Genomic DNA, 19,066 nt, shown 5'->3' on the forward strand with positions numbered 1-19,066 from the left:
GCTTTGGAGGAAGAACATGGCGGGTTTGCCGGCCACGGCGCGCGTGGTGATTATCGGAGGCGGTGTCGTCGGTTGCTCGTCGCTCTATCATCTGTGCAAGGCGGGCTGGACCGACTGCGTGCTTCTGGAAAAAAACGAGCTGACTTCCGGCTCGACCTGGCATGCCGCCGGCAACGTGCCGACCTTCTCCTCGTCATGGTCGCTGATGAACATGCAGCGCTACTCGACCGAGCTTTACCGGGGTCTGGCCGAAGCGGTCGACTATCCGATGAACTACCATGTAACCGGCTCGCTCCGGCTCGCCCATACCAAGGAGCGCATGCAGGAATTTCAGCGCGCCAAGGGCATGGGCCGCTACCAGGGAATGGATATCGACGTCGTCGGACTGAACGAGATCAAGCGCCGATACCGCTTCATCGAGACGCATGAGTTGAAGGGCGCGCTCTTTGACCCGAGCGACGGCGATATCGACCCGGCGCAGTTGACCCAGGCGCTGGCCAAAGGTGCGCGTGAGATGGGCGCGAAAATCATCCGCTTCTGCCCGGTCACCGGCGTGCGCCGCGAGAACGGCGAATGGGTCATCGCCACCCCGCAGGGCGAAATCCGCTGCGAGATCGTCGTCAACGCGGCCGGCTACCGGGCCGCCGAAGTTGGAAAAATGTTCGGCCGCGACGTGCCCATGATGGTGATGAGTCATCAGTACATATTGTTCGAGGAAATCCCCGAGCTTGCCGCCTGGACGAAGGAGCAAGGCCACAAGCTGCCGCTGCTGCGCGACGTCGACACGTCCTATTATCTGCGGCAGGAAAAGAGCGGCATGAATCTCGGCCCCTATGAGCGCAATTGCCGCGCGCATTGGGCGACCCATAATGATCCCATGCCGGAGGATTTTTCCTTCCAGCTCTTTCCCGACGATCTCGACCGCCTTGAGCATTACCTTGCCGACGCCGTCGCCCGGGTGCCGATCCTCGGTACCGCCGGCCTTTCCAAGGTGATCAACGGACCGATTCCCTACGCGCCGGACGGCAACCCGCTGATCGGGCCGATGCCCGGCGTGCCGAACGCTTTCGAGGCCTGCGTCTTCACCTTCGGCATTGCGCAAGGGGGCGGCGCCGGCAAGGTGCTGGCCGAATGGGTCACCGAAGGCCAGACCGAATGGGACATGTGGTCCTGTGATCCGCGTCGTTTCACCAGCTTCGCCTCGGCGCCCGACTATTGCGTCGCCAAGGGCATGGAGATCTACGGCAACGAATACGCCATCCAGTTCCCGCGCCATGCCTGGCCGGAGGGACGCAACCGCAAGCTGTCGCCGCTGCATGATCGCATCAAGGCGCTGGGCGGCCAGTTTGACGCCTATAATGGTTGGGAGCGCGCCACTTGGTACGCACAGCCCGGCGACGATACTTCCGAGGAGTCCACCCTCACCTTCCGCCGCGACGGGCCCTGGCAGCAGCGTGTGCGCGAGGAATGCCTTGCCGTGCGCGACGCCGCCGGCATCCTCGACCTGCCCGGCTTCTCGCGCTTCAACCTCGAAGGCCCCGGCGCGGCCGAATGGCTGGCCTTGCAGGTCACCGGCCTTGTGCCGAAACCCGGCCGCATCGGTCTCGTCTATTTCGCCGACGACAAGGGCCGCATCGTCACCGAAATGTCGGTGGTGCGTCATGGCGAAGACCAGATGACGCTGATCACTGCGGCTGTCGCGCAGTGGCATGATTTCGAATGGCTGAAGTCGCGCATGCCCGTCGACGCGGCCTTCACGCTGACCGACCGGACGGAGGAATACTCAACGCAAATCCTTGCCGGCCCGAACTCGCGCAAGATCCTTGCCGAAGTCTGCGATGCGGACCTGACGCTGCCCTGGCTGACGCATCAGGAAACGACCATCGCAGGGTGCTGGGCGAAGCTGTTGCGCGTCTCCTTCGCCGGCGAGCTCGGCTGGGAGATCCACACCAAGGTCGCGGACACGGCGACCGTCTTCGACGCCGTCTGGGCAGCAGGCCGGAAGCACGGCCTGAAACCTTTCGGCATGTATGCGCTGGATTCGCTGCGGCTGGAGAAAGGCTACCGCGCCTGGAAGGGCGATCTGTCGACCGACTATTCGATCCTGCAGGGCGGGCTGGAGCGTTTCGTCAAATGGGACAAGCCGGACTTCCGCGGCAAGGCGGCTTTGCTCAATGAGAAGCAGCAGGGCGTGAAGAAGCGCTTCGTCACTTTGGTCGTCGAGAACCCCGGCGACTGCGACGCACCCTATATGTCGACGCTCTGGCATGACGGCACGATCGTCGGTGAGACGACGTCGGGCGGCTGGGGCCACCGGGTCGGCAAGTCGATTGCGCTTGGCATGCTGCGCGCCGATCTCACTCAACCGGGCACCTCGATCGAGGTCGAGATTTTTGGCGATCGCTTCAAAGCCATCGTCCAGAACGACGAGCCGCTGTGGGATCCGAAGAATGAAAGGTTGCGGGCATGACCTCCGTCATCCTCACTGACGGCGGCATGGGACAGGAACTGGTCCGGCGCAGCAAGTCCGAGCCGACGCCGCTGTGGTCGGCCAGGGTGCTGATCGACGAGCCGGAACTTGTGCGCGACCTGCATGCGGAATTCATCCGTGCCGGCGCCCGCGTCATCACCATCAACACCTATTCGGCAACGCCGGAGCGCCTGGCGCGCGAGGGCGCCGAAGATCTGTTCCAGCCGTTGCAGAAGCGCGGCATCGAACTGGCGCGCCAGGCCCGCGACGAAGCTGGCGACGCGGCCATAGCCGGCTGCCTGTCGCCTCTGTTCGGCAGCTACGCGCCGGCGCTGACCATCTCATTCGAGGACACGCTCGATATCTATCGCCGCATCGTCGCCGAGCAGGCCGACGGTGTCGATCTGTTCCTGTGCGAAACGATGGCTTCCGCCGAGGAGGCGCGCGCAGCGGTCACCGCGGCCTCGGAAAGCGGCAAACCCGTATGGGTGTCCTGGACGCTCGCCGATCATGGCACGCCGCGCCTGCGCAGTGGCGAAACCATTGCTGCCGCCGTCGACGCTCTCGATGACCTGCCGGTCGCGGCCCGGCTGCTCAACTGCTGCCGGCCCGAAGCGATCGCCGCCGCCTTGCCCGAACTCGTTGCCCTGGGTGGACAGGTGGGTGCCTATGCCAATGGCTTCACTTCGGTTGAGGCATTGAAGCATGGCGGGACGGTGGACGTGCTTCACGCCCGCCATGATCTTGATCCGCAAGCCTATGCGGACCAGGCCATCGGCTGGGTCGATGTCGGCGCCGGCATTGTCGGCGGCTGTTGTGAAGTCGGCCCCGCCCATATCGCCGCCCTGCGCGACAAGCTCACGCGGGCCGGCCACCAGATTTTGGGAGTTTCCTGATGCCAAAGCCGTCAAAGCGCATTGCCGGTATCGTGCCTTCGGGCAAGGACGGCTGGGAGGTCCATTTCGCCGCCTGGAATCGCAAGCAGGCCGGCGAAGACATCATTGTGCTCTCGGTCGGCGACCATGATTTCGACACGCCATCGGAAACCATTGAGGCCTGCGTGAGCGCCGTGCGCGGCAGCAACCATCACTACACGCCGCTGCCCGGCCTACCGCGCCTGCGCAAGGCTATGGCCGCCGCCGCGACCGCTTGCGCCGGCATCCTCACGGAACCCGACGAGGTCATCGCCACGCCTGGCGGCCAGGCAGCGCTTTACGCCGCCGTGCAGGGCGTGCTCGACCCTGGCGACCACGCCATCGTCGTCGCGCCCTACTACGCTACCTACCCCAACACCTTCAGCGCCGCGGGCGCCAGCTTCACGGTGGTCGAGACACCGGCCGAAGATGGATTTCAACCTCGCGCGGACATGATCCGCGCCGCGCTCAAGCCCAACACGCGCGCCATCCTGATCAACACGCCGAACAACCCGACCGGCGCCGTCTATTCGCGCGAACGGCTCGAGCAGCTGGCCGAAATCTGCAAGGAGCACGATCTCTGGCTGTTGTCGGACGAGGTCTACTGGACGCTCGGCGGCGGCGAGCACATCTCGCCGCGCTCGCTGCCCGGCATGGCCGAGCGCACGCTGGTCATCAACTCCATGTCGAAGAGCCACGGCATGACCGGCTGGCGCATGGGCTGGCTGACCGGGCCGAAAGCGATGATCGCGCTGATGACCGATCTCAATCTGGTCACGACCTACGGCCTGCCGGCCTTCATCTCCATCGCCTGCGCCGAGGCGCTCGAAAACCACTATGGCGTGAAGGATATCGCCGAGCGTTACGCCGCGCGGCGCACGATCTTCCTCGATGCCATACGCGGCGCCAATGAAGTCACCGTGCGCGGCTCCGAAGGCGGCATGTATGTCATGCTCGACATCTCGGCCGTCGAGCCCGACGACGAGAAATTCGCCTGGGCCCTGCTCGATAAGGAAAAGGTCGGCGTCATGCCCGGTTCGAGCTTCGGCGAGGCCGCCGCCGGGCACATCCGCATCAGCCTCTGCCAGCCCGGACCCATTCTCAAGGAAGCAGCGCTTCGCGTTCGCCGCTTCGCCTCCAACTATCGCCGCGAGGCCGCATGACCAGGACGATACCCGCCAAGGCCCGCGCCGTAATTATCGGCGGCGGCGTCTCCGGCTGCTCGGTCGCCTATCACCTGGCAAAGCTCGGCTGGACCGACATCGTGCTCTTGGAGCGCAAGCAGCTCACCTCAGGCACCACCTGGCATGCGGCCGGCCTGATCGGCCAGTTGCGCGGCTCGCAGAACATGACGCGGCTGGCGAAATATTCGGCCGACCTCTACGTGAAGCTCGAGGCCGAGACCGGTGTCGGCACCGGCATGCGCCAGGTCGGCTCGATCACCGTGGCGCTGACGGAAGAGCGCAAGCACGAGATCTATCGGCAGGCTTCGCTCGCCCGCGCCTTCGATGTCGACGTGCGCGAGATTTCGCCGCGCGAGGTCAAGGAGATGTACCCGCATCTCAACGTCTCGGATGTGGTCGGCGCCGTGCATCTGCCGCTCGACGGCCAGTGCGATCCCGCCAACATCGCCATGGCGCTGGCCAAGGGCGCGCGTCAGCGGGGTGCTACCGTCATCGAGAACGTGAAAGTCACTCAGGTTCATACCAAAAACGGCCGCGTCTCCGGCGTCTCCTGGGCGCAAGGTGAAGACCAGGGCACCATCGAGACCGACATCGTGGTCAACTGCGCCGGCATGTGGGCGCGCGAGCTTGGGCGGCAGAACGGCGTTACCATCCCGCTGCATGCCTGCGAGCATTTCTATCTGGTCACCGAGCCGATCCCCGGCCTCTCCCGTCTGCCGGTGCTGCGCGTGCCGGACGAATGCGCCTACTACAAGGAGGACGCCGGCAAGATGATGCTCGGCGCCTTCGAGCCGGTGGCGAAGCCCTGGGGCATGGACGGCATCCGCGAGGATTTCTGCTTCGACCAGTTACCCGAGGACATGGATCATTTCGAGCCCATCCTCGAAATGGGCGTCAACCGCATGCCGATGCTGGGCACCGCCGGCATCCACACCTTCTTCAACGGTCCCGAGAGCTTTACCCCTGACGACCGCTACTATCTCGGCGAGGCGCCCGAGCTTTCCGGCTACTGGATGGCGACCGGCTATAATTCGATCGGCATCGTCTCCTCCGGCGGCGCCGGCATGGCGCTGGCGCAATGGATCAATGACGGCGAGGCGCCCTTCGATCTGTGGGAAGTCGACATCCGCCGCGCCCAGCCTTTCCAGAAGAACCGCCGCTACCTCAAGGAGCGCGTGTCCGAAACGCTCGGCCTGCTCTATGCCGACCATTTTCCCTACCGCCAGATGGCGACCTCGCGCGGCGTGCGCCGCTCGCCCTTGCACGAGCACCTGAAGGCGCGCGGCGCCGTCTTCGGCGAGGTGGCGGGTTGGGAGCGCGCCAACTGGTTCGCCCGCGAAGGCCAGGAGCGCGAATACCGCTATTCCTGGAAGCGGCAGAACTGGTTCGACAACCAGCGCGACGAGCATCTCGCGGTGCGCAACGGCGTCGGCCTGTTCGACATGACCTCCTTCGGCAAGATCCGCATAGAAGGCCGCGATGCCTGCGCCTTCCTGCAGCGGCTCTGCGCCAATGACATGGACGTGGCGCCGGGCAAGATCGTCTACACGCAGATGCTCAACCAGCGCGGCGGCATCGAGAGCGACCTCACCGTGACGCGGCTTTCGGAAACGGCCTATTTCCTGGTCGTGCCCGGCGCTACGCTGCAGCGTGATCTCGCCTGGTTGCGCAAGCACGTCGCTGACGAGTTCGTCGTCATCACCGACGTCACCGCGGCCGAAGCCGTGATCTGCGTCATGGGTCCGGAGGCGCGAAAACTGATCCAGAAGGTCAGCCCGAACGATTTTTCCAACGAGACCAATCCGTTCGGCACCTTTCAGGAGATCGAGATCGGGATGGGTCTCGCCCGCGCCCACCGCGTCACCTATGTCGGCGAGCTTGGCTGGGAACTCTATGTCTCGACCGAGCAGGCGGCCCATGTTTTCGAGGCGATCGCTGAGGCCGGCGCCGATGTCGGCCTGAAACTCTGCGGCCTGCATACGCTCGATTCCTGCCGCATCGAAAAGGCCTTCCGCCATTTCGGCCACGACATCACCGACGAGGACAATGTGCTGGAGGCGGGCCTCGGATTTGCGGTGAAGACGAGCAAAGCCGGCTTCATCGGCCGCGACGCTGTGCTCAGGAGGAAGGAAGCCGGCCTGTCACGCCGGCTGGTGCAGTTCCGCCTGAAGGACCCGCAGCCCCTGCTCTTCCACAACGAGGCCATCCTGCGCGACGGCAAGATCGTCGGCCCGATCACATCAGGCAATTACGGCCACCATCTCGGCGGCGCGATCGGGCTTGGCTATGTACCTTGCCAAGGCGAGAGCGAAGCGGATGTGCTGGGCTCGTCCTACGAGGTCGAGATCGCCGGCGAGCGCTTCGCCGCGGAAGCATCGCTGAAGCCGATGTATGATCCTAAGGCGGAACGGGTGAGGATGTAGCGCAAGTTCCCTTCTCCCCGTTCAACGGGGAGAAGGTGCCCGAAGGGCGGATGAGGGGCAGCGCCAGCCTCTCGCAAGCTCGCGCTGCCCCTCATCTGGCTGCCGCCATCTTCTCCCCGTTGAACGGGGAGAAGAGAGATAACCTCAAAAACGCTCCAGCCTCGTCCTTACCTTCACCAGGAACGCCGCCCGGCTCTTCGGCGTCGAGGAATCCATCAAATAGTGCGCGAGGAAAAACGTCTTGCAGCGCGTGGCGCACAGGGCCCGCATGCCGCGTAAAATCGTCTTGCGTCCCGGCTGGCCGACGACCACGCTCCACCAGGTCGGCGCGCCGCAGGTGGTGATAACGCCGACTTTGGTGACGTGCCGCATCAGCGACGTGATCCGCCCCTTGCCGGCCGGCAGCTTGAAGGCGATGTCGGTGGCCCAGACCCGGTCGAACCAGCCCTTCAGCATCGCCGGCAACCCGTACCACCAGGTCGGATAGATGAAGAGAATCGCCTGCGCCCATTCCAGAAGTTCGAAATGTGGCTTGAGCGCCGGATCTTCCGGCGCGCGATCATTGTAGAAGCGCCGCTCCTCGCAGCTCATCACCGGATCGAAACTCTCGGCATAGAGGTCGAGCAGCCGCACGTCCCAGCCCCGTCCTTTCAGCACCTCCACCGCCACGTCGCGGATCGCCGCGCAATAGCTTTCCGGCACCGGGTGGCAATAGACCACCAGCACGCGCATCAGAAGGCGTCCATCGTGGCGGCGACCTTCGCCATGAAGGCGTTGCGCGTCTCGCCGGTCGAAAGGTTCATCGAATAATGCGCAAGATAGGAGACGGGAGCGCCTGGTTTGATGGTCGCCCGCAGCATGCGCTTGACGATCTTGCGCGGCGGGTCGCCCATCAGCATTGCGCGAAAGCGGCTGCCGCCATAGGTGGTGATGGCCGCGAGCTTGCGGATGTTGTGCAGCGTCGGCTGCACCTTGCCGTCGACCAGCTTGAACGACACGCCGGGCAGGAAGACGCGGTCGAAGAAACCTTTCAGGATCGCCGGATAGCCGTAATTCCAGACCGGAAAAGACAGCACCAGCGCTTCTGCATTCTTCAGCCTTTCGACATAGCCGGCGACCGCGTCGTCCGGCCCGCGCGGGTCGTGGTAGCCGAGCCGCTCGGCGCGCGTCATCCGCGGATCGAAATCCTCGGCATAGAGGTCGCAGTCGTCGACCGCATGCCCGCCCGCGGCGAGCCGCTCGACGATCGTCTTGTGCAGGCCGGCGTTGAAGCTGGTCTCCACCGGATGAGCGAAGAGCACCAGGATTTTCATCAACCAGCCTTTTGCAGGCCCTTGAACAGGTACGTCCGGCCGGAGTGATAATCATAGCCCGGGTTTTCCCAAGCAATCATCTTGCCGGGATTGAGCAGCCCTTGCGGATCGGTCTCACGCTTGAAGGCGAGCTGGATCTCGTCGGTCTGCTTCATACCGCCCTCTTCCAGCGTGTAGCGGTGCGGATTGAAGATCCAGCAGCCATTGTCCTCATGGATGCGGATGATCTCGTCGAGCCGCTCTTCCGTGGTGTAGCGGACCAGTGGCAGGCCGGCGGCGCCGATCGCGCCATCGAAGCGGATGAATTCGAGATGCGCTGGCACCTCATCGCCGAAGCGGTCGACCATCGCCTTGACGTGCGCAAGGTGATCCGGCGACGGATAGCGCGCCTGCAGATAGGTGATCGTCGGATCGACCCTGATGGCGCGCAGCGTCGTGTGGTTCCAGGTCAGCTCATAGGCCGGCGGCAATCCCCTCAGGTCGGTCTCGAGGTCAGCCCTGAAGACGATTTCGCCTTTGCTGGCCCGGACAAACGCAAGGAATGCGTCCATCGCATGCGGAGCGATCATGCACACCACGATGCTCTGTTCGCGCCGGAAGAACTTCTGGTGCCGTTTGAAATAATCGTAAGGGATGGGCGCCGAAATCGGCGTGATCAGCTTTGCCAGAATGCCGTCCTGCATGGCGAGGTCGTTGCCGAAGCCGGCCGCGTCCATGAAATCGTCGAAACCGACGATGACGTCGATCCAGTCGTAGGAAGCCGTCAGCGGCATCTCGACCTCGGTGATGATACCATTGGTACCATAGGCGTGCATGACCTTGAGCACATCCTCGCCGGTGAGTTCCATGACACGGGGCTCGGCCTCCATCGTCACGGTCCTCAGCCGGATGACGTTGCCCAGGTCGCGCAAGCCGCCCCAGCGGATCGAGCCGACGCCGCCGGAGCCGCCGGCCACGAAGCCGCCGACCGAAGCGGTATTGTAAGTCGATGGCGACATGCGCAGCTCCTGTCCGGAATGCGCCCGCGTCGCCTTGTCGATGTCGGCCAGCACCGCGCCCGGCCCGGTCACCACACGCCCCGGCGCGATCGTCTTGATCTCGTTCATCTCGGCAAGGTTAAGCACCACGCCGCCCGATAGCGGCATCGCCTGCCCGTAATTGCCGGTGCCGCTGCCGCGCGGCGTCACCGGGACGCCGCGGCGGTGGCAGGCGGCGAGCACGCGGATCACCTCGCTCTCATTCTTCGGCGTGACGATCAGGTCGCCGGTTATATGGTCGAGCTGCTTCTTGAGCACCGGACTGTACCAGTAGAAGTCGCGACTCTTCTGCTGGACGATCGCCGGATGGTCGTCGACCTTGATCCCGTCGAGATCGCGCTTCAGCGCTGCGATATCCATCATCACACCATCAATTCGTCGAGTTCAGCATAGTCGGGCAGTTGGCGTTCGATCGCCATGCCCTCGCGCACCACGATGCGATCCGATTCGGGCCGCGACAGCAATTCGGTCCAGCTGCGTCCCTTGAAGACGATGAAATCGGCTGAGCCGCCGACGGCCAGCGTGCCGGCGCCTTCGAGCCGCATCACCTCTGCCGGCGTTGCCGCCACCGCCCTGGGCCAGTCGCCGACCGGATGGTCGAAATGCAGGATGCGCGTCGCCATGCGGTAGACCTCAAGCATATCGAGATCGCCATAGGCGTAGAACGGATCGCGCGTGTTGTCGGAAGCGACCGCCACCTTGATGCCGCGCGCCTTCATCTCGTGCAGCAGCGTCACGCCGCGCCAACGCGGGGTGGTGTGATTGTTGCGGCGGTCCTGCAGATAGAGATTGCACATCGGCAGCGACACCACGGCGAGCCGCGCCTTCGCCACCTTGTCCAGCGTGTCCAGCACCTCGAGGTCCGGCTGGCGCGAGAGCGAGCAGCAATGGCCGACCAGGATGTTGCCCTCGAAACCGTTCCACAGCGACGCCTCGGCGATCTTCTTCAGCGAGATGGCCGCGACGTCGTCGGTCTCGTCGGCATGGAAGTCGAGATCGAGCCCGTGCTTAATCGCCTGGGCGAACACCTGATCGAGCAGTTCCTCGAGGTCGGGCACCATATAGGTGACGACGCCGAGCACGCCCTTGGCCGCGGCGACGCGCTTCGCCAACCCCTCGAACCAAGCCTTGTCGCGCACGCCTTCGATGCCGAGCAGGCAGGCTGCCTGAACCTCGATGCGCCCGCGCCATTTTTCTCGCATCGTTTCGAACACCGGCCAGGAGATCTCCTCCTGCGGCGGCACGCTGTCGAGATGCGTGCGCACGGCCTTGGTGCCGTGCGCATAGGCTGAGCGCAGCGAGAAATCCATGCGGCGCGCGACATCTTCAGCGCTCCAGCGCGCGGCGCGGTCTGCGCCGGTGGCATTGAGCGCGCCCATGAAGGTGCCGTCTGGATTGGGTTTCCGCGGCCAGATATGGCCCTTGTCGATATGAGTGTGGCAATCGACGAAACACGGCAGCACGATGCGGCCGGCAAGATCGATCGCGTTGGGCTGCGACTTCGACTTGGCATGGGCGACGATGCTCGCGATCTTGCCGTCGGCGACGGCCAGCTCAGCCAGTGCGAAACCGTCCGCGTCGAACGGTGCTGCAAGGCCGGGCGTCAGCGACCGATGAACACGGGCATTGGCAAGCCGGTAGGAACCAGAGGCAGGTATCAAGATCTGGTCCTCTTCGCGATTTTCCGTGGTACCACCCTAGCGCTCCTGTTTCAGCGCGCTCTCGTGCCAGCGGCGCAGGATGAGATGCGACACCAGCGACAGCACCAGGAAGATCAGGATGCCGGTGAGCGAGATCAGGATCAGCGCCGCGAACAGGCGCGGCGCGTTGAGCCGGTAGCCGGCCTCGATGATGCGGGACGCGAGCCCGGACGACTGCCCCTGCGCGCCGGCGACGAATTCCGCCACCACCGCGCCGATCAGCGACAGGCCGCCGGCGATCTTCAGCCCGCCGAGGAAATAAGGCATCGCCGCCGGCAGCCGCAGATAGCGCAATTGCTGCCAGCGCGTCGCGCCGTTGAGCTTGAACAAGTCGCGTAAGTTTCGGTCGACCGAATTCAGCCCGAGCGTGGTGTTGGAGAGGATCGGAAAAAAGGCGACGATCCAGGCGCACAGCAGCAGTTTGACGGTCTGATTGTCCACATAGATGTTGATCAACGGGAAGATGGCGACGATCGGCGTCACCTGCAGCACGATGGCGAAGGGGAAGAACGACATCTCCACCCATTTCGACTGCGCGAACAGCACCGCCAGCCCGACGCCGCCGATGACGGCGAGCAGCAGACTGAGGAAGGTGATCCTGAGCGTCACCAGCAGCGAGGAGAACAGCAGTCCGGCATCGCTGTGCAGCGTCTGCAGCACCACGCCCGGCCGCGGCAGGATATATTGCGGGATCGCGTTCCACACGCAGATGCGGTCCCACAGCACGATCGCCAGCACCATGATCGCCAGCGGCAGCACCCATTTGCCGATGCGCTCCAGCCGCTCCTGGCGGGCGCGGCGCGCCTCTTCCGGATCGAGCGTCAGGACATTGTCTTCAATGGCCGTCATTGTGGGACCCGGCGGTTGAGTTGATGGCGTCGACCAGCACGCCCGAGGCCTGCCGGCAAAGCGCGGCATAGCCCGGCGAGGTACGGAACGCCTCGTCCCGCGGATAGGGCGCGTTGATGGGGAGTTCGCCATGGACGCGGCCCGGACGCGCGGCCATGACGACGACGCGGCTGGACAAGAACACGCTTTCGAAGACGCTGTGGGTGACGAAGACGACGGTGAAGCGCTCGTCCTGCCACAGCTCCAGAAGATCGTTGTTGAGCTTGAAGCGGGTGATCTCGTCAAGCGCGGCGAAAGGCTCGTCCATCAGAAGGATGCGCGGCTTGGTCACCATGGCCCGTGCGATCGACACACGCATCTTCATGCCGCCGGAAAGCTCGCGCGGCACGGCATTCTCGAAGCCGGTGAGGTGGACGCGCGACAGCATCTCCATCACGGCGGGTTCCGCTCTGGCGCGTGACACGTTCTTTAGCCTCAGCGGCAGCCAGACATTGTCGAAGACGCTGGCCCAGGGCAGCAGGGTCGGCTCCTGGAAGACGAAGCCGATATTCGAGCGGTCGATCGAGCCGCGCCAGTCAAGCTGGCCGGAGGTCGGCGTCGAGAGACCCGCGATCAGCCGCAGCGCCGTCGACTTGCCGCAGCCGGAGGGGCCGAGCAGGCTCAGGAAATCGCCTTCGCGGATCGCCAGGTCGACCTTGCTCAGCGCCGTCACGCCGTTGGAAAAGATCTTGCCGACATTGCGCAATGCCAGCAGCATCGGAGCCTCGCCCGATGCCGCCGGCGTCTCAGTCACTTTCTCCCGGATCATCTCAGGCCGGCCGCCTTACTTCTTCAGCTCCAGCCCGACACCTTTGTTGATGAAGGCCAGCGTATAGGCCTTCTTGATGTCGAGGCCCGGCTGCGCGACCTTGGCCTTGACCATCTTGTCGTAGAAACTCTGGATGCGGGCTTCGTTCATCGTACCGATGCCGAGCTTTTCCGAATCGCCCGAATCGACAATGCCGAATTTCTTCAACTGCTCGATCGAGAAGGCGATCTGCTCATCCGTCATGTCGGGATTGTCCTTCTTGATCATGTCGTTGGCGGCCTTGTTGTCGCCATAGAGGTACTTGTACCAGCCCTTGGCCGAGCCATCGACGAAGCACTGCACCACCTCCGGCCGCTTGTCGATCGTATCCTGCATCACCTCGATGGTCGTGGCATAGGTGTCCCAGCCATTGTCGGCAAGCAGGAACTGGTTCGGCGTGAAGCCTCCCTGCTTCTGCACCGCGAACGGCTCGGAGGTCACATAGCCTTGCTGGATCGACCTCTTGTTGGCGATAAAGGGCGCCGGATTGAACGTGTAGGGCACGCGCTTGGCGGCATCGAAGCCGAGATCGGTGACCATCCACTGGAAGAAGGTCTGCGCGCCTTCGTCACCCATGATGTACTGGTCAGCGTTCTTCAGGTCTTCCCACTTATCCAGCCCCTCTCCCGGATGGGACATGATGACCTGCGGATCCTTCTGGAAATCGGCAGCAACGACGCGCATCGGAATACCCTGCTGCACGGCGTCGAAGGCCGAGAGCAGGTTGCCGCCCATGTAGAAATCGATCTTGCCGGCAAGCAGCATCGGCCGGCCGCTGACCTGCGGGCCACCCTGCATGATGGTCACATCGAGGCCGCAGGCGGCATAGGTGCCGTCGGCGATCGCCTGGTAGTAGCCGCCATGTTCCGGCTCGGCGAGCCAGTTGGTGCCGAACGTCACCTTCTCGTTAGCGGCAGCAGTCAGCGTGCCCGCCACCAGCAGCACGGCGGCGCCCGCCAACATCTTTCCTTGTTCGATCATAAACATCACCCTCTCTTGGCCCGGGCGCGCGACGCGCAGGGCTCAACACCATCGATTCAAGAAGCAAGACACATGCCACCGCCTGGGCCGCCTGCTAGTGCGGCAGTCATTGCCGAGACCGGACGGGTCATGCCGTACGCGAGGCATCGTGCCTATTTTTTGGACGCCTGTCCATAATCGCCCTAGCGGCGTCCACGGCATCTTGAATGTTTCATGAATCCGTCACTAGGCTAGCGGCGGACAGGAGAATGCCATGCTCAAATACCTCGCCCCCAAATCGATCAAGCCGCCTTTCGCCCGCTACAGTCACGGCGTCGAAATACCGGCTGGAAAGCGCCTGGTGCTGTGCTCGGGACAGCTGGGCATCGGCCCCGACGATGCCGTGCCGGAGGATGCCGGGGCACAGACGGAGCTTTGCTTCAAGAACATCGCCGCGATCCTCAGCGAAGCCGGGCTGACCTTGAACGACACCGTGCGCATCAACGCCTTCGTCACCGATCGTGCCCATCTGCAGGCCTATATGGATGTCCGCAACCGGCTCTTTTCAGACCCGGCGCCGGCCTCGACATTGATCATCGTCGCCGGCTTCGCCCGCCCGGAATTCAAGGTCGAGGTCGAAGTTCTGGCAGCCGGCTAGCTGTCGCCGGGGATAGGTTTTAGACCTCAGGCCGGACAGCAGACCAATTGGGAGACGAAAAGTGACGACAAGACGTGTGTGGTGGGGCGACTACCGGACGACCGAATACGCCTCGATCGACGCCGAAGCGACCATCGCCGTGCTGCCGGTGGCGGCGATCGAGCAGCATGGCCCTCACCTTCCGGTCTCGACCGACACCTCGATCATGATCGGCATGCTGGACACGGTGATCGCGCGCCTGCCCGACGATCTAGACATCCGCATCCTGCCGGTGCAGGCGATCGGCAAGTCGAATGAGCACCTGCATGCGCCGGGCACGCTCACCTTGCCCGCCACCACCTTGGTCGACGCCTGGACCGAGCTTGGCCTGTCGGTCGCCCGCGCCGGGGTGAGAAAGCTGATCGTCGTCAATTCGCATGGCGGCAATGAAGAGATCATGGGCATCGTTTCGCGCGAATTGCGCGTGCGCGCCAAAATGCTGTCGGTGAAGACGAGTTGGCAGCGATTCGGCCGCCCGGCCGGAATGTACACCGAGCTGGAGGACCGTCACGGCATCCATGGCGGCGACGTCGAGACATCGCTGATGCTGCACTTCCGGCCCGACCTCGTCGACATGAGCAAGGCGGAGAATTTCGTCTCCAATGTCGGCCGCGCCGAAAAGGAATTCGCCCTGCTGAGGCACACCGGTACGCACGCCTTCGCCTGGATCGCCAGCGACCTCAATCCGAACGGCGTGGTGGGCGACGCCTCGATCGCCACAGCCGAGAAGGGCCGCCAGACGGCGGAAATGCAGGCCGACGGCTTTATCAACCTGGTCAGGGATGTGCGCAAGGCGAAGCTTGCGGAGTGGCTGTCGTAGCGGCTGGTCCGCTTTGACTTACGCTTCGATCTCCAGTTCGAAGGGTATCCCCTCGAAGGCGTCGGCGCCGCGCCCGATCGCCTCAATTGCCGCGATCATGCGGCCGTCGCGCTCAAGCAGCATGTCGGCGACTGCGATCAGCCTTGGATTGGGCGTAGCCGTTGGCGAGAGGAAGCGCAGCGTCCGGGCGAGTTCCATCTCGTCGCGCTTCGGCGCCAGCGCCGCGGCGATGATGTAGGCCGATGCCGTCGAGCGGCTGACGCCGGCATAGCAATGCACCACCAGCGGCTTCACGCGGTCCCAGCGATAGGCGAAATCGAGCAAGGCCCGCACATGCTCCTCGCCCGGCATCGTCATTCCCTCCTGCGCCACGGCGATATCATGCATTATGAGATGCAGATGGTTTTCCGCCAGGATCGAGGCCGGTCGGGTCACCTCCGTCCCGGCGGCAAGCAACGACAGCAACCGCTGCGCACCGGTTCTTGCCACGGTTTCGTCGACCTTCGACAGCGAACAGACATGGATCATCGGCTGGACTCCCTCGGCGCATCTTCGCGCTGAGCTGCCCAGCCGGCAAGAGCGCCTTCAAGTCGCTGCCATTCCGCTTCGTTGCCCGGTAGACCGACACGCAGCACTTGAGGCCGCTCGGCAAAATGACGGAGCAGCACACCGCGCTCACCAAGTGCCGAAAACAGGGTTGAGGCCTCGGCAAGCGACAAATAGCGGAACAGGCTGGTGCCGCCGGCGACCGGAACATCGAATCGGCCAAGCAGCGTGTCGAGCCGCCCGGCATCCCGCGCCAGGAGTTGCCGCATATCGGCCTGCCACTTTGCATCCGACAAGGCGCGGATGCCATATTCGAGCGCCGGGCCAGCCACCGCCCAAGGCCCCAGCTGCGCATCCAGCCGCTCGGACGTCAGCGGATCCGTCAATGCGAAGCCGAGTCTCACACCCGCAAGGCCGAAGAACTTGCCGAACGATCGCAGCACGACGATGCCGCCTGCCCCGATATCGCCGGCAAGGCTTTGCTCGATCGGGCCGACATCCATGAAGGCTTCGTCGACGACGAGCAGCCCGCCTTTGGCGCGAAGCCGCGCCGCGAGGTCGAGCAGGCGCGGTTTTTCAATCACCCGCCCGTCCGGATTGTTGGGATTGACCAGCACCGCAAGGTTCGCCTCGGCCAGCGCGTCGAAGTTGCTGACTTCCGCGACGGCATGGCCGGCGATAGCCGCGGCGCGGGCGTGTTCGGCATAGGTCGGGCCGAGCACCAGGGCCTTGCCTGGCCGCACCAGCGAGGCGACGCGCGGCAGGAGAATCTGCGTGCCGGGTGCCGCCGCCACATGCATCGCCGAAGGCGCGCCATAGGCCGCAGCCGCAATTTCGGCCAATTCGCGCAGTTGTCCTGCCTCCGGCAATCGGGACAGGGCGGTGGCGGGCAGGTCGAAAAGCGGGTAGGAGTGCGGATTGATACCTGTCGAGAGGTCCACGAAAGGTTGTGGCGCATGAGGAAAAAGCGTGCTTGCCCGGCCAAGGCTGCCGCCATGATCAACCGCTGCGATCGCGCCGCTTAGAAGCTTCATGTCTGTCCTGATCGCTTTCCTGTCACTCGCCGTCGAACGCGCCCTCGGCTATCCGGACTGGCTGTTCAACGCCATCGGCCATCCGGTAACCTGGATCGGCAGGCTGATATCCTTTCTCGATCGCCGGCTCAACCGCGCCACCGATTCCGACGAATTGCGTCGCCGACACGGCGTCCAGGCCTTGCTCGTCATTCTGCTGGTGCCTGGGCTCATCGGCCTGGCGCTGCACGTCCTGCTGTGGATGATGTTCCCGACGGGTCTCGTCATCGCCGCCATCCTCGGCTCCACGCTGCTGTCGCAGAAAAGCCTCGCCGAGCATGTCGAGGATGTCGCCGACGCACTGGAGACCGGCGGCCTGACGCTCGGCCGCATCGCGGTGTCGCGCATTGTCGGCCGCGATCCGGAAAAGCTCGACAAGGCCGGCGTCGCGCGGGCCGCGATCGAAAGCCTGGCCGAGAATTTTTCGGACGGCATCGTCGCGCCCGCCTTCTGGACCGGCATCGGCGGACTGGGCGGAGGTGCGGCTTACAAGGCCGCCAACACCGCCGATTCGATGATCGGCCACCGTACGCCGAAATACGAAGCCTTCGGTCGTGCGGCCGCCCGCTTCGACGATCTCATCAACCTGCCCGCATCGCGGCTCACCGGCCTGCTGATCGTGCTGGCGGCATTTCTTGTCCCGGGCGCCGATCCGCATGGGGCCTGGCAGGTGATGCGGCGCGACGCCAGGAAGCATCGTTCGCCCAATGCCGGCTGGCCGGAAGCTGCGATGGCCGGCGCGCTGGGCCTGTCCCTCGCCGGACCGCGCAGCTATGGCGGCGAAGTCGTCGAGGACGCCTTCATGGGCGAAGGCGGCCGCCGCGAGGCCGAAAGCACCGATGTCCGGCAGGCGCTGAAACTCTATCGCATGGCGGACTGGCTGCTGCTTGGTCTCTTCGCGGTCGTCTCGGCGATCGTGATCTATCTGACCATCTTGATCAGCGGCTGAGGCGCCTCAAAATTCAATTCCCTGCTGCGCCTTCACGCCGGCGGAAAAATGGTGCTTGGTCAGCCCCATTTCGGTGACGAGGTCGGCCGCCTCGACGAGCAGCGGCTTGGCGTTGCGGCCGGTGACGATCACATGCAGATCGTCCCGGCGCGCCTTCAGCGCTGCGACCACCTTTTCCAGATCGAGATAATCGTAGCGCAGCGCGATGTTGAGCTCGTCGAGCACCACGAGGCTGATCGAGGAATCGGCCATCAGCTCGAGCGCCTTGGCCCAGGCGGCCTCGGCGGCGGCGATGTCGCGCTTCAGATCCTGCGTTTCCCAGGTGAATCCTTCGCCCATCGCGTGCCAGACGACGCGGGCGCCGAAAGCGGCGAAAGCGTCCTTTTCGCCGGTATGCCATTTGCCCTTGATGAATTGGACGACGCCGACGCGCTTGCCATAGCCCAGCATTCTCAGCGCCAGGCCGAAGGCGGCCGTGGTCTTGCCCTTGCCGGGCCCCGTATTGACGATCAGCAGTCCTTTCTCGATCGTCTTGCCGGCCACCTCGGCATCCTGCACCGCCTTGCGCTTGGCCATCTTGGCGCGGTGGCGCTCGGCGTCCTTTTCCTCGATTTCGGCCATGTCATTTCACCTTGAGCGGCAGCCCCGCCACCATCATGAGAACACTGTCGGCTGTCGCCGCGACCTGCTGGTTGAGCCGGCCCGCGGCGTCGCGGAAGCGGCGCGCCAGCGCGTTGTCGGGCACGATGCCCAAGCCGACTTCGTTGGAGACCACGAACCACGGCCCGCGCGGCCGCGACAGCGCATCCTTGAGCCGTCGGCATTCGGCCTCGACGTCATGTTCGGCCAGCATGTGGTTGGTGAGCCACAATGTCAGGCAATCAATCAGCACAGGCTGGTGGGCCGGCAAGGCCTCGATTGCGCCGACCAGGTCGAGCGGCGCATCGACGGTGACCCAGCCTTCGCCGCGCCGCGACCGATGCAGCGCGATGCGCTCGCGCATCTCGTCGTCATAGGCCTGCGCGGTGGCGATGTAGGTCCAGGGCGACGGGTTGGCGGTCGTCAGGCCCTCGGCATGTGAGCTCTTGCCCGAACGGGCACCGCCCAGGATGAAGGTCAGCTTCCCATCGGAAGCTCTATTGCCGCTCGCGGCTGTCGCGCCGGTCATTCCTGCCTTCACCTTTGGATGAACATTGTCGTGACCATCGGGCCGACGGCGCGACTTTAGGCAGAAGCCCTCCCGCCGGCAAACCAAATTCCGCCACCGCGCGGCGCGATTGCGGC

The 19,066-nt window shown here is 64.3% G+C and carries 18 protein-coding genes; 7 read left to right on the top strand and 11 right to left on the bottom strand.

Features of this window, described 5'->3' with window-relative positions; genetic code table 11:
* Positions 1-16: 16 nt before the first annotated feature.
* From LB565_RS00920 to LB565_RS00935, 4 genes are read left to right on the top strand one after another with little or no spacing between them, the layout of a single operon-like run.
* The gene (locus LB565_RS00920) at positions 17-2,470 is read left to right on the top strand and encodes an FAD-dependent oxidoreductase (RefSeq protein ID WP_224581323.1); all 2,454 of its coding nucleotides are present in this window, start codon (positions 17-19) and stop codon (positions 2,468-2,470) included.
* Positions 2,467-3,366, top strand: coding sequence for a homocysteine S-methyltransferase family protein (locus LB565_RS00925; protein ID WP_224581324.1), 900 nt, complete (start codon positions 2,467-2,469; stop codon positions 3,364-3,366). Before LB565_RS00920 ends, LB565_RS00925 begins: the two co-directional genes overlap by 4 nt.
* The gene (locus tag LB565_RS00930; protein WP_224581325.1) at positions 3,366-4,547 is read left to right on the top strand and encodes a pyridoxal phosphate-dependent aminotransferase; all 1,182 of its coding nucleotides are present in this window, start codon (positions 3,366-3,368) and stop codon (positions 4,545-4,547) included. The genes LB565_RS00925 and LB565_RS00930 overlap by 1 nt, the downstream gene beginning before the upstream one ends.
* Positions 4,544-6,991: an FAD-dependent oxidoreductase gene (locus tag LB565_RS00935; RefSeq protein WP_224581326.1), complete on the top strand. Its 2,448-nt coding sequence runs from the start codon at positions 4,544-4,546 to the stop codon at positions 6,989-6,991. The genes LB565_RS00930 and LB565_RS00935 overlap by 4 nt, the downstream gene beginning before the upstream one ends.
* A gap of 144 nt (positions 6,992-7,135) precedes the next feature.
* On the opposite strand, the gene LB565_RS00940 is transcribed toward LB565_RS00935, so the two are convergent.
* Genes LB565_RS00940 through LB565_RS00970 form a run of 7 tightly spaced genes read right to left on the bottom strand, consistent with a single transcriptional unit; the run spans position 7,136 to position 13,718 of the window.
* The gene (locus LB565_RS00940) at positions 7,136-7,723 is read right to left on the bottom strand and encodes an NAD(P)H-dependent oxidoreductase (RefSeq protein WP_224581327.1); all 588 of its coding nucleotides are present in this window, start codon (positions 7,721-7,723) and stop codon (positions 7,136-7,138) included.
* Positions 7,723-8,304 carry an NAD(P)H-dependent oxidoreductase gene (locus LB565_RS00945; protein ID WP_224581328.1) on the bottom strand — a complete coding sequence of 194 codons (582 nt, stop codon included), beginning with the start codon at positions 8,302-8,304 and terminating at the stop codon, positions 7,723-7,725. The genes LB565_RS00940 and LB565_RS00945 overlap by 1 nt, the downstream gene beginning before the upstream one ends.
* On the bottom strand, positions 8,304-9,701 hold the full coding sequence (locus LB565_RS00950; protein ID WP_224581543.1) for an FAD-binding oxidoreductase: 1,398 nt from the start codon (positions 9,699-9,701) through the stop codon (positions 8,304-8,306). The genes LB565_RS00945 and LB565_RS00950 overlap by 1 nt, the downstream gene beginning before the upstream one ends.
* 2 nt (positions 9,702-9,703) lie before the next feature.
* Positions 9,704-11,002 carry a cytosine deaminase gene (locus tag LB565_RS00955; protein WP_224581329.1) on the bottom strand — a complete coding sequence of 433 codons (1,299 nt, stop codon included), beginning with the start codon at positions 11,000-11,002 and terminating at the stop codon, positions 9,704-9,706.
* 36 nt (positions 11,003-11,038) lie between these two features.
* Positions 11,039-11,890, bottom strand: coding sequence for an ABC transporter permease (locus LB565_RS00960; protein ID WP_224581330.1), 852 nt, complete (start codon positions 11,888-11,890; stop codon positions 11,039-11,041).
* Positions 11,877-12,698, bottom strand: coding sequence for an ABC transporter ATP-binding protein (locus tag LB565_RS00965; RefSeq protein ID WP_224581331.1), 822 nt, complete (start codon positions 12,696-12,698; stop codon positions 11,877-11,879). The genes LB565_RS00960 and LB565_RS00965 overlap by 14 nt, the downstream gene beginning before the upstream one ends.
* 15 nt (positions 12,699-12,713) lie before the next feature.
* A complete protein-coding gene (locus tag LB565_RS00970; RefSeq protein ID WP_224581544.1) occupies positions 12,714-13,718 on the bottom strand; it encodes an ABC transporter substrate-binding protein in 1,005 nt (334 codons plus the stop codon).
* A gap of 253 nt (positions 13,719-13,971) precedes the next feature.
* On the opposite strand from LB565_RS00970, the gene LB565_RS00975 reads away from it, so the two are divergent.
* Positions 13,972-14,355, top strand: coding sequence for a RidA family protein (locus tag LB565_RS00975; RefSeq protein ID WP_224518568.1), 384 nt, complete (start codon positions 13,972-13,974; stop codon positions 14,353-14,355).
* A gap of 61 nt (positions 14,356-14,416) precedes the next feature.
* A complete protein-coding gene (locus LB565_RS00980) occupies positions 14,417-15,214 on the top strand; it encodes a creatininase family protein (RefSeq protein ID WP_224581332.1) in 798 nt (265 codons plus the stop codon).
* Between the two features lie 18 nt (positions 15,215-15,232).
* Here the strand turns inward: LB565_RS00980 and LB565_RS00985 are convergent, their stop codons facing one another.
* Positions 15,233-15,742, bottom strand: a complete 510-nt coding sequence (locus LB565_RS00985) for a tyrosine phosphatase family protein (RefSeq protein WP_224581333.1) — start codon at positions 15,740-15,742, stop codon at positions 15,233-15,235.
* Entirely contained in the window at positions 15,739-16,794 is a 1,056-nt protein-coding gene (gene cobD / locus LB565_RS00990; RefSeq protein WP_224581334.1) for a threonine-phosphate decarboxylase CobD, read from the bottom strand. The genes LB565_RS00985 and cobD overlap by 4 nt, the downstream gene beginning before the upstream one ends.
* Between cobD and cbiB the strand changes: the two genes are divergently transcribed.
* Positions 16,793-17,782 carry an adenosylcobinamide-phosphate synthase CbiB gene (gene cbiB / locus LB565_RS00995; RefSeq protein ID WP_224581335.1) on the top strand — a complete coding sequence of 330 codons (990 nt, stop codon included), beginning with the start codon at positions 16,793-16,795 and terminating at the stop codon, positions 17,780-17,782. The genes cobD and cbiB overlap by 2 nt on opposite strands.
* Positions 17,783-17,788: 6 nt before the next feature.
* Here the strand turns inward: cbiB and cobO are convergent, their stop codons facing one another.
* Both cobO and cobU read right to left on the bottom strand, forming a co-directional pair.
* Positions 17,789-18,403, bottom strand: coding sequence for a cob(I)yrinic acid a,c-diamide adenosyltransferase (gene cobO, locus LB565_RS01000; RefSeq protein WP_224581336.1), 615 nt, complete (start codon positions 18,401-18,403; stop codon positions 17,789-17,791).
* Between the two features lies 1 nt (position 18,404).
* Positions 18,405-18,950 (bottom strand): bifunctional adenosylcobinamide kinase/adenosylcobinamide-phosphate guanylyltransferase, encoded by a 546-nt coding sequence (gene cobU, locus LB565_RS01005; RefSeq protein ID WP_224581337.1) that lies wholly within the window; start codon positions 18,948-18,950, stop codon positions 18,405-18,407.
* Between the last annotated feature and the right edge of the window lie 116 nt (positions 18,951-19,066).

The sequence above is a fragment of the Mesorhizobium sp. CA14 genome, assembly GCF_020165195.1.
In the GTDB taxonomy this organism is placed as follows: Bacteria; Pseudomonadota; Alphaproteobacteria; order Rhizobiales; family Rhizobiaceae; genus Mesorhizobium.

What these genes read in the sequence shown, in the direction of transcription:
- LB565_RS00920 (WP_224581323.1), top strand. Translation starts at nt 17, where the DNA reads ATGGCGGGTTTGCCGGCCACGGCGCGCGTGGTGATTATCGGAGGCGGT.
- LB565_RS00925 (WP_224581324.1), top strand. Translation starts at nt 2,467, where the DNA reads ATGACCTCCGTCATCCTCACTGACGGCGGCATGGGACAGGAACTGGTC.
- LB565_RS00930 (WP_224581325.1), top strand. Translation starts at nt 3,366, where the DNA reads ATGCCAAAGCCGTCAAAGCGCATTGCCGGTATCGTGCCTTCGGGCAAG.
- LB565_RS00935 (WP_224581326.1), top strand. Translation starts at nt 4,544, where the DNA reads ATGACCAGGACGATACCCGCCAAGGCCCGCGCCGTAATTATCGGCGGC.
- LB565_RS00940 (WP_224581327.1), bottom strand. Translation starts at nt 7,723, where the DNA reads ATGCGCGTGCTGGTGGTCTATTGCCACCCGGTGCCGGAAAGCTATTGC.
- LB565_RS00945 (WP_224581328.1), bottom strand. Translation starts at nt 8,304, where the DNA reads ATGAAAATCCTGGTGCTCTTCGCTCATCCGGTGGAGACCAGCTTCAAC.
- LB565_RS00950 (WP_224581543.1), bottom strand. Translation starts at nt 9,701, where the DNA reads ATGGATATCGCAGCGCTGAAGCGCGATCTCGACGGGATCAAGGTCGAC.
- LB565_RS00960 (WP_224581330.1), bottom strand. Translation starts at nt 11,890, where the DNA reads ATGACGGCCATTGAAGACAATGTCCTGACGCTCGATCCGGAAGAGGCG.
- LB565_RS00965 (WP_224581331.1), bottom strand. Translation starts at nt 12,698, where the DNA reads ATGATCCGGGAGAAAGTGACTGAGACGCCGGCGGCATCGGGCGAGGCT.
- LB565_RS00970 (WP_224581544.1), bottom strand. Translation starts at nt 13,718, where the DNA reads ATGATCGAACAAGGAAAGATGTTGGCGGGCGCCGCCGTGCTGCTGGTG.
- LB565_RS00975 (WP_224518568.1), top strand. Translation starts at nt 13,972, where the DNA reads ATGCTCAAATACCTCGCCCCCAAATCGATCAAGCCGCCTTTCGCCCGC.
- LB565_RS00985 (WP_224581333.1), bottom strand. Translation starts at nt 15,742, where the DNA reads ATGATCCATGTCTGTTCGCTGTCGAAGGTCGACGAAACCGTGGCAAGA.
- cbiB (WP_224581335.1), top strand. Translation starts at nt 16,793, where the DNA reads ATGTCTGTCCTGATCGCTTTCCTGTCACTCGCCGTCGAACGCGCCCTC.
- cobD (WP_224581334.1), bottom strand. Translation starts at nt 16,794, where the DNA reads ATGAAGCTTCTAAGCGGCGCGATCGCAGCGGTTGATCATGGCGGCAGC.
- cobO (WP_224581336.1), bottom strand. Translation starts at nt 18,403, where the DNA reads ATGGCCGAAATCGAGGAAAAGGACGCCGAGCGCCACCGCGCCAAGATG.
- cobU (WP_224581337.1), bottom strand. Translation starts at nt 18,950, where the DNA reads ATGACCGGCGCGACAGCCGCGAGCGGCAATAGAGCTTCCGATGGGAAG.